The 9,790-nt window shown below is 61.1% G+C and carries 6 protein-coding genes and 2 pseudogenes; 7 read left to right on the top strand and 1 reads right to left on the bottom strand.

Annotated elements, in window-relative coordinates:
• Nucleotides 1-866: pseudogene (locus tag NV64_RS18140) on the bottom strand (hypothetical protein); the annotation flags it as partial.
• A 258-nt stretch (nt 867-1,124) separates the two neighbouring features.
• Here NV64_RS18140 and gmk point away from each other — a divergent pair.
• From gmk to NV64_RS24190, 7 genes and pseudogenes are all read left to right on the top strand, one after another.
• Nucleotides 1,125-1,748 (top strand): guanylate kinase, encoded by a 624-nt coding sequence (gmk, locus tag NV64_RS18135; RefSeq protein WP_056233543.1) that lies wholly within the window; start codon nt 1,125-1,127, stop codon nt 1,746-1,748.
• 53 nt (nt 1,749-1,801) lie between these two features.
• Nucleotides 1,802-2,077 (top strand): DNA-directed RNA polymerase subunit omega, encoded by a 276-nt coding sequence (gene rpoZ / locus NV64_RS18130; protein ID WP_016191359.1) that lies wholly within the window; start codon nt 1,802-1,804, stop codon nt 2,075-2,077.
• Nucleotides 2,078-2,097: 20 nt separating this feature from the next.
• Complete coding sequence (gene spoT / locus NV64_RS18125; RefSeq protein ID WP_056233540.1) at nt 2,098-4,215, top strand: bifunctional GTP diphosphokinase/guanosine-3',5'-bis pyrophosphate 3'-pyrophosphohydrolase; 2,118 nt, start codon at nt 2,098-2,100, stop codon at nt 4,213-4,215.
• A gap of 111 nt (nt 4,216-4,326) precedes the next feature.
• Nucleotides 4,327-5,022: a tRNA (guanosine(18)-2'-O)-methyltransferase TrmH gene (gene trmH, locus NV64_RS18120; RefSeq protein WP_056233538.1), complete on the top strand. Its 696-nt coding sequence runs from the start codon at nt 4,327-4,329 to the stop codon at nt 5,020-5,022.
• Nucleotides 5,022-7,103 carry an ATP-dependent DNA helicase RecG gene (gene recG / locus NV64_RS18115; RefSeq protein WP_056233537.1) on the top strand — a complete coding sequence of 694 codons (2,082 nt, stop codon included), beginning with the start codon at nt 5,022-5,024 and terminating at the stop codon, nt 7,101-7,103. The genes trmH and recG overlap by 1 nt, the downstream gene beginning before the upstream one ends.
• A gap of 112 nt (nt 7,104-7,215) precedes the next feature.
• Nucleotides 7,216-8,604: an NCS2 family protein gene (locus NV64_RS18110; protein WP_101506476.1), complete on the top strand. Its 1,389-nt coding sequence runs from the start codon at nt 7,216-7,218 to the stop codon at nt 8,602-8,604.
• 220 nt (nt 8,605-8,824) lie between these two features.
• Nucleotides 8,825-9,790, top strand: a pseudogene (locus NV64_RS24190) (AsmA family protein); the annotation flags it as partial.

Raw genomic sequence — 9,790 nt, 5'->3', positions numbered from 1 at the left:
CGGCTCCATTCACTGACGTCAGGCAAGCCCGCGCTGCGCAACCCGGCCAGTTGCCCGGCCAGCGACTCCGGCCCGTCTGGCCACGCCCAGATAAACAGCCCGGTACGGGCCAACAGCGGTGATGGTTTTACCGCCATTAACGCGCCGGCCAGCTGCGAACGGGCATTCATCCCACCCTGCAGCGCCTGGTGATGACCGTTCATCATCAGATAGAGTTCGCCCTGAAATACCGTGACGCCGGAAAAAGGTGCGGGCCGCCCTGATTCAGATGATATGGCTGGTGTGGTGCCCGATGTACCTGATGCGGCTGATGTAGCTGATATCCCTGATGTGCCCGAGATACCCGACGCCGGAAGCACCGCGCCGGTCGCCAGCGTGGCCGGTATCGCCGGGATCAGCCGGGCTTTTGCCGTCCAGTCCTCGCCGTGCAGGCCGTCGCCGCGGCTGATCATTTTGTCCAGCCGCCCGTCGCGGTAGACCAGCGTTACCGCCACGCCATCCACCTTCGGCTGCACCCACATCTGTTCCCGGCCCTCCATCCAGCGCGCCACCTGCTGGCCGTTACTCAGCTTCTTTACCCCGACATGAGCGACGGGGTGCAGAATCCTGCCGCCGCTGGCCAGCGCAGGCTGGTGGGTGAGCCCAGGTTTAAAGCAGCTGAGCCAGTGCTGCAGCTGCTGTTGCAGCTGGTCGTAACGCCCATCGCTGACCAGCGCCTGACCCTGCTGATAGTAGGCGCGATCCCAGACGCTAAGCCGGGCGGTCAGCGCCGCGATCTCCTGCTCTGCCCGGTACGGGCTCCATTGCGGGCACTGCGCCTGAACCCAGCCGCAGGCCAGCCAGACCATCACCATCAGATATCGCATTGCACACCTCCTCTCAAGGATCAGGAACAGGCGGCAGTAAAGCGCAGGGCATCAGGTCTGGCGAGCGGCGAATACCGTATCCTGAAGCTGTCACAGGAAATTTTTATGCAACGCAGCAAAAGCGTTAAAAAAATGCGTATTACTGTCAGGTTTCAGAGAAATTACGCGGTGAATCACCCGAAACGCTGCATGACGCGCTGCACCTGTGTATACTGTGCAGGAAGTAGACTCCGCTTTTTTGGCTTATCAAGAATAATCATGGCTCAAGGCACGCTTTATATTGTTTCCGCCCCCAGTGGCGCGGGTAAATCCAGCCTGATTCAGGCACTGTTAAAAACGCAGCCGTTATATGACACCCAAGTGTCAATTTCGCATACGACCCGTGGCATACGGCCGGGTGAGAATCACGGCGAGCACTATTTCTTTGTTAATCACGACGAGTTTCGTTCGATGATTAGCGAAGACGCGTTTCTCGAACATGCTGAAGTCTTTGGCAACTATTACGGCACGTCGCGTAAAGCGATTGAGCAGGTACTGGCCACCGGCGTTGACGTATTCCTGGATATCGACTGGCAGGGTGCGAAACAGATCCGCGAGAGAATGCCCGCTGCCCGCAGCATTTTTGTGCTGCCGCCTTCGACCGAAGAGCTGGACCGTCGCCTGCGTGGCCGCGGCCAGGACAGCGAAGAGGTGATTAGCAAGCGCATGGCGCAAGCCGTGGCCGAGATGAGCCATTATGCGGAGTACGATTATCTGATCGTGAATGATGATTTCGACCTGGCGCTGTCCGATCTGAAAACCATCATTCGCGCCGAGCGTCTGCGTATGGGCCGCCAGAAGGCCCGTCATGATGCTTTAATCAGCAAACTATTGGCAGACTGAGGACAACTCAGTATGATGCCGAGTCTTTTCTTCACCCGTGGAGTATCACACAAATGGCACGCGTAACCGTACAGGACGCAGTAGAGAAAATTGGTAACCGTTTTGACCTGGTTCTGGTCGCCGCACGTCGCGCACGTCAGATGCAGGTGGGTGGTAAAGATCCACTGGTTCCGGAAGAAAACGATAAATCCACGGTGATCGCCCTGCGCGAAATCGAAGAAGGCCTGATTACCAATCAGATCCTCGACGTGCGCGATCGTCAGGAGCAGCAGGAGCAGGAAGCCGCCGAACTGCAGGCGGTTACCGCTATCGCCGAAGGCCGTCGTTAATTCGCATTTAAAGGCTCGCCTTGTATCTGTTCGAAAGTCTCAATCAGCTGATTGAAAAATACTTGCCTGAGGAGCAGATTAAGCGCCTCAAGCAAGCCTACCTTGTCGCACGTGATGCCCACGAGGGACAGACACGCTCCAGCGGTGAGCCCTATATCACCCATCCGGTTGCCGTTGCCTGTATCCTGGCGGAAATGAAGCTCGACCATGAAACGCTGATGGCCGCGCTACTCCATGACGTGATCGAAGACACCCCCGCCACTTATCAGGACATGGAACAGCTGTTTGGCAAGACCGTGGCTGAACTGGTTGAGGGCGTCTCCAAGCTCGATAAGCTGAAATTCCGCGATAAGAAAGAGGCACAGGCCGAAAACTTCCGCAAAATGATCATGGCGATGGTGCAGGATATCCGCGTCATTCTGATCAAGCTGGCCGACCGCACGCACAACATGCGTACGCTCGGCGCGCTGCGCCCGGATAAAAAACGCCGTATCGCGCAGGAAACCCTCGAAATCTACAGTCCGCTGGCGCACCGTCTGGGTATTCATCACCTGAAGACCGAGCTGGAAGAGCTGGGCTTTGAGGCGCTCTACCCCAATCGTTACCGCGTGATTAAAGAAGTGGTGAAGTCCGCCCGCGGCAACCGTAAAGAGATGATCCAAAAAATCCTCTCTGAAATTGACGGTCGCCTGCAGGAAGCGGGGATCCCCTGCCGGGTCAGCGGTCGCGAAAAGCACCTCTATTCAATTTACTGCAAGATGCACCTGAAAGAGCAGCGCTTCCATTCGATTATGGATATCTATGCGTTTCGGGTGATCGTCAAAGATCTGGATACCTGTTACCGGGTGCTGGGGCAGATGCACAGCCTCTACAAGCCACGCCCCGGCCGGATGAAAGACTATATCGCTATCCCCAAGGCCAACGGCTATCAGTCGCTGCACACCTCGATGATCGGCCCGCACGGCGTGCCGGTTGAGGTGCAGATCCGTACCGAAGACATGGATCAGATGGCAGAGATGGGGGTGGCAGCCCACTGGGCATATAAAGAGCAGGGCGAAAGCAGCACCACCGCACAGATCCGCGCCCAGCGCTGGCTGCAAAGTCTGCTGGAGCTGCAGCAGAGCGCCGGTAGCTCGTTTGAATTTATCGAGAGCGTGAAATCCGATCTGTTCCCGGATGAGATTTACGTGTTTACCCCGGAAGGACGCATCGTCGAACTGCCTGCCGGCGCCACGCCGGTCGACTTCGCCTATGCGGTACATACCGATATCGGCCACGCCTGCGTCGGTGCCCGTGTCGATCGTCAGCCTTATCCGCTGTCGCAGTCGCTGACCAGCGGCCAGACCGTCGAAATTATCACCGCACCGGGCGCGCGGCCGAACGCCGCCTGGCTGAACTTCGTGGTCAGCTCGAAAGCACGCGCCAAGATCCGCCAGCTGCTGAAAAACCTCAAGCGTGACGACTCGGTGAGCCTCGGCCGCCGCCTGCTGAACCATGCGCTGGGAGGCAGCCGTAAACTGGCTGAAATCCCGCCGGCCAATCTTCAGCATGAGCTCGAACGCATGAAGCTGGCGACGCTGGACGATCTGCTGGCCGAAATCGGCCTGGGCAACGCGATGAGCGTGGTGGTGGCGAAGAATCTGCAGCAGAGCGATGCTGCGCCGTCAGGCGCCAGCCAGTCCACGCCTTCACGCAGTAAGCTGCCGATCAAGGGCGCCGACGGCGTGCTGATCACCTTTGCCAAATGCTGCCGCCCGATCCCCGGCGACCCGATTGTCGCCCACGTCAGCCCGGGTAAGGGGCTGGTGGTGCACCATGAGTCCTGTCGTAATATCCGCGGCTACCAGAAAGAGCCGGAGAAGTTTATGGCGGTGGAGTGGGACAAAGTCACCGAACAGGAGTTCGTCGCCGAGATTAAGGTGGATATGTTCAATCACCAGGGCGCACTGGCTAACCTGACTGCGGCGATTAATACGGCAGGTTCCAATATTCAGAGCCTGAACACCGAAGAGAAAGACGGACGCGTTTACAGCGCCTTTATCCGTCTGACCGCACGCGACCGCGTCCATCTGGCTAATATTATGCGTAAAATTCGCGTGATGCCGGATGTCATCAAGGTGCACCGTAACCGCAACTAAAGTTGCCCCTCCAGGCTGCGGCCGCCGGCGCTCTCACGCCGCGCGGTCCGCACCCGCCGTGCTTTCGCATCCGGCGGCATACCACCATTTTTTAAGGGAGTTTTCCTGCGCATGAACGCTCAACGCTACGCCCGCATTCGCGAAATGCTCGCCGCCCGTCAGCACGATCTGACGGTGTGCATGGAGCAGGTCCACAAGCCGCACAACGTTTCTGCGGTGATCCGTACGGCGGACGCCGTTGGCGTGCATGAAGTCCACGCCGTGTGGCCGGGCAGCCGGATGCGCACCATGGTCTCCTCGGCTGCGGGCAGCAACAGCTGGGTGCAGGTGAAGACCCACCGCACCATTGCCGAAGCGGTCAGCCACCTGAAAGGGCAGAAGATGCAGATCCTCGCCACCCATCTCTCCGCCAAGGCGGTGGATTTTCGTGAAATCGACTACACCCGCCCGACCTGTATTCTGATGGGGCAGGAGAAAACCGGCATCACCCAGGAAGCGCTCGACCTGGCCGACCAGGACATCATTATTCCGATGATCGGTATGGTGCAGTCGCTGAACGTCTCCGTCGCCTCCGCGCTGATCCTCTACGAAGCACAGCGTCAGCGGCAGAACGCAGGTATGTACCAGCGCACGGAGAGCACGCTGGACTACGCCGAGCAGCAGCGCCTGCTGTTTGAAGGCGGCTACCCGGTGCTGGCGCGCGTGGCGAAACACAAAGGGCTGCCCTACCCGGTGATTGATGACCAGGGCCAGGTGGTCGCCGATGCGGACTGGTGGGCCACCATGCAGTCGCGAGCGGTGAAATAATGCAGGGCCGCCTGCTGGATGCGGTTCCGCTCACTACCCTGACCGGCGTCGGTGCCAGCCAGGCGGCAAAGCTGGCCAGAATCGGTCTGGTCACCCTTCAGGATCTGCTGCTGCACCTGCCGCTGCGCTACGAAGACCGCACTCAGCTGTACACCATTAACGACCTGCTGCCGGGGATTTACGCCACTATTGAGGGCGAAGTGCTGCACAGCGACATCAGCTTTGGCCGCCGTCGTATGCTCACCTGTCAGGTGAGCGACGGCAGCGGCGTGATCACCCTGCGCTTCTTTAACTTTAATGCCGGCATGAAAAACAGTCTCGCGCCCGGCCGTCGCGTCACCGCCTACGGTGAGATCAAACGCGGCCAGCGCGGTGCCGAGATCGTCCACCCGGAGTACCGCGTGCAGGGCGATCACGGCGTTACCGAGCTGCAGGAGACGCTGACCCCGGTTTACTCCACCACCGAAGGCATCCGTCAGGCGACGTTGCGTAACCTGACCGATCAGGCGCTGACCCTGCTGGAGACCTGCGCGATCGCCGAGCTGCTGCCGCCGGAACTGAGCCAGGGGCTGATCGGCCTGCCGCAGGCGCTGCGCACGCTGCACCGCCCGCCGCCGGATATGGCGCTGGCAGACCTTGCCAGCGGCACCCATCCGGCCCAGCGGCGGCTGATTATGGAAGAACTGCTGGCGCATAATCTGAGCATGCTGGCGGTCCGCGCCGGTGCCCAGCGCCATCACGCGCTGCCGATGGCCGCCAGCCACCGGCTAAGCAACCCACTGCTGGCGGCGCTGCCGTTTAAGCCGACGGGCGCACAGCAGCGGGTGGTCAAAGAGATTGAAGCAGATCTGGCCAAAGACTATCCGATGATGCGGCTGGTGCAGGGCGACGTCGGCTCCGGTAAAACGCTGGTTGCCGCCCTGGCGGCGCTTAACGTTATCGCGCACGGCAAGCAGGTGGCGCTGATGGCCCCCACCGAGCTGCTGGCCGAGCAGCACGCCAGTAATTTCCGCCAGTGGTTTGCGCCGCTGGGGATTGAAGTCGGCTGGCTGGCCGGTAAGCAGAAGGGTAAAGCGCGGCTCGCCCAGCAGGAGGCGATTGCCAGCGGCCAGGTGTCGATGGTGGTCGGCACCCATGCTATTTTCCAGGAACAGGTGCAGTTTAACGGCCTGGCGCTGGTGATCATCGATGAACAGCACCGCTTTGGCGTTCACCAGCGGCTGGCACTGTGGGAAAAAGGCGTGGAGCAGGGCTTCCACCCGCACCAGCTGATTATGACCGCCACCCCGATCCCGCGCACGCTGGCGATGACCGCCTATGCCGACCTCGATACTTCCACCATCGACGAGCTGCCGCCGGGGCGCACCCCGGTGACCACCGTGGCGATCCCCGATACCCGCCGGGCCGACATTATCGCCCGGGTGAAAAGCGCCTGCGGCAGCGAAGGTCGCCAGGCCTACTGGGTCTGTACGCTGATCGAAGAGTCCGAGCTGCTGGAAGCCCAGGCGGCGGAAGCCACCTGGGAAGAGCTGAAAGTGGCGTTGCCGGAGCTGAACGTCGGCCTGGTGCACGGCCGGATGAAGCCGTCCGAAAAGCAGGCGGTGATGCAGGCGTTTAAGCAGGGCGAACTGCATCTGCTGATCGCTACCACGGTGATTGAGGTCGGGGTCGACGTGCCGAACGCCAGCCTGATGATTATTGAAAACCCTGAGCGGCTGGGGCTGGCGCAGCTGCACCAGCTGCGCGGCCGGGTCGGCCGCGGCGCGGTAGCCTCGCACTGCGTGCTGCTGTATAAGGCACCGCTGAGCAAAACCGCCCAGAAGCGTTTGCAGGTGCTGCGTGACAGCAACGACGGCTTTGTCATTGCCCAGTGTGACCTGGAAATCCGCGGCCCCGGTGAGCTGCTCGGCACCCGCCAGACCGGCAACGCCGAATTTAAGGTGGCCGACCTGCTGCGCGACCAGGCGATGATCCCCGAAGTACAGCGCGTGGCGCGGCATATCCATCAGCACTATCCGCAGCAGGCTCAGGCGCTGATTGAGCGCTGGCTGCCGGAAACCGAACGCTATACTAACGCCTGACGGCTACGCTGGAGAAGTCCGGCCGGCCAGGATAAATGAAAGTTTGGCAAACGATTGCTTTTCACACCATTCGGTTTAAAATCGCCACCTTTATTGCCGCTGGAAGCCCCAAATGTCCGTTGAAACCTCCGTTGACGCTGCCGATCGTACCCCGGTTCCGGCCAGCCACAGTGAGCTGATCTACCGCCTGGAAGACCGCCCGCCGCTGCCGCAAACGCTGTTTGCCGCCTGCCAGCACCTGCTGGCGATGTTTGTGGCGGTAATCACCCCGGCCCTGCTGATCTGCCAGGCGCTGGGCCTGCCAGCGCAGGATACCCAGCACATTATCAGCATGTCGCTGTTTGCCTCCGGCGTGGCGTCGATCCTGCAGATAAAAACCTGGGGTCCGATCGGTTCCGGGCTGCTGTCGATTCAGGGCACCAGCTTTAACTTTGTCTCACCGCTGATTATGGGTGGGCTGGCGCTGAAGAACGGCGGTGCCGACGTGCCGACGATGATGGCAGCGCTGTTTGGCACGCTTATGCTGGCCTCCTGCACCGAGATGGCACTGTCGCGCGTGCTGCACCTGGCGCGCCGGGTGATCACTCCGCTGGTCTCCGGCATCGTGGTGATGATTATCGGCCTGTCGCTGATTCAGGTGGGCCTGACCTCGATCGGCGGCGGCTTTGCGGCGCTCAACGATCATACCTTTGGCGCGCCGAAAAACCTGCTGCTGGCCGGCGCGGTACTGCTGGTGATTATTCTGCTTAACCGCCAGCGTAACCCCTACCTGCGGGTGGCTTCGCTGGTGATTGCCATGGCGGTGGGCTATCTGCTTGCGTGGGCGATGGGCATGCTGCCGGCAACCTCCGCACCGGCCAGTGAGGAGCTTATCACCATCCCGACGCCGTTCTATTACGGCCTGGGCATCGACTGGAGCCTGCTGATCCCGCTGATGCTGGTGTTTATGATCACCTCGCTGGAGACCATCGGCGATATCACCGCCACCTCTGACGTCTCCGAGCAGCCGGTCAGCGGCCCGTTGTACATGAAACGCCTGAAGGGGGGTGTACTGGCCAACGGCCTCAACTCCTGCGTCTCGGCGCTGTTCAACACCTTCCCGAACTCCTGCTTCGGCCAGAACAACGGCGTGATCCAGCTGACCGGCGTCGCCAGCCGCTATGTCGGCTTCTTTGTGGCGCTGATGCTGATCGTGCTCGGCCTGTTCCCGGCGGTCAGCGGCTTCGTGCAGCACATTCCTGAGCCGGTGCTCGGCGGTGCCACGCTGGTGATGTTCGGCACCATCGCCGCCTCCGGCGTGCGCATCGTCTCCCGCGAGCCGCTGAACCGCCGGGCGATTATGATTATCGCGCTGTCGCTGGCGGTGGGGCTGGGCGTCTCCCAGCAGCCGTTGATCCTGCAGTTTGCACCGGAGTGGCTGAAGATGCTGCTCTCCTCCGGCATTGCCGCCGGCGGTATTACCGCCATTGTGCTGAACCTGCTGTTCCCGCAGGAGAAGTAAGCGCCGGGCGCTGCCGGGCGGAGCAATCTGCCCGGCAATCTGTTCTGATGATGGTCACCCTTACCTCCTTGTTTCCCTCACCTTCTACCTTCTGCCTCATCCCTGACCTTCTCCTTACCGCTTTCTGCACAAATTTCAGCCTTGTCAGGGCTTCCCGGTTGAGATACGCCGTTAAATCAGGCATAACAAGCCATTAGCGGAAATCGATAGGGTGGTTGCGATGAAGTATCCCGGCAAAATTTTGCTTACGCTGTTGCTGATCCTGCTGCTGGCGCTGGTGGCCTGCTACGTGCTGTTGCAGACCCGCTGGGGCGCAGCGTGGGCAAGCCGCCAGCTGAGTGACGCGCAGTATCAGCTGAACATCGGCAAGATTGAGCATAACTTCTCGGCCCCCGGACTGCTGCGGCTGGACGACGTGACGCTGACGGCACCAGGGCAGCCGCCGCTGCTGACCTCGCGGCGGGTGGACCTCGGTTTACGCCTGGCGCAACTGACTAATCCGCAGCACTTCGCCTCAATTCGTCTCAACGAAGGTACGCTTAACCTGACCGATAACGCGATGCCGGGGCGCCTGCAGGCTGACCGCCTGCTGCTGAGCCGGATGACGGTCAACGGCAGCGCGGGCGACTTGACGGTGCAGGGGCAGAAAGTTGACGGCGGCGTCACGCCGTGGCTGCCGGAAAAAGGGGCCCTGCTCGGCCAACAGGCGCGCTTTCAGCTGAGCGCCGGGTCGCTGGCGCTGGGCGACCTGACCGCCAGCAACGCGCTGCTGGAAGGCAGCATCAAAGGGCGCGAGTGGCTGTTCAGCAACGTGGGCGCGGACGTGGCGCTGGGTTCGATTACCGCTAATGCGCGGCGCGACGCCAGCGGTGGCTGGCAGGTTCAGAGCCTGCGGCTGAACAGTATCCGCCTGCAGAGCGATAAAACGCTGGCCGACTTCCTGCAGCCGCTGCTCAGTCTGCCGGATATCAGTTTTAACCGGGTGGACGTCACCGATGCGCGGCTGGAGGGGCTGGACTGGGCGGTAACCGACCTGGATCTGCTGCTGAAAAATATTACCTTCAGCCACGGCGACTGGCAGAGCGATAACGGCACGCTGGCGCTCAACGCCAGCAGCTTTGTTAACGGCAGCCTGCAGCTCAACGATCCGATTGCCAGCCTGGAATTTTCACCGGCGGGCGTGGCG

Source organism: Erwinia sp. B116 (assembly GCF_002865965.1).
Lineage (GTDB): Bacteria > Pseudomonadota > Gammaproteobacteria > Enterobacterales > Enterobacteriaceae > Erwinia.
This window is presented reverse-complemented; position numbering and strand designations above follow the sequence as displayed.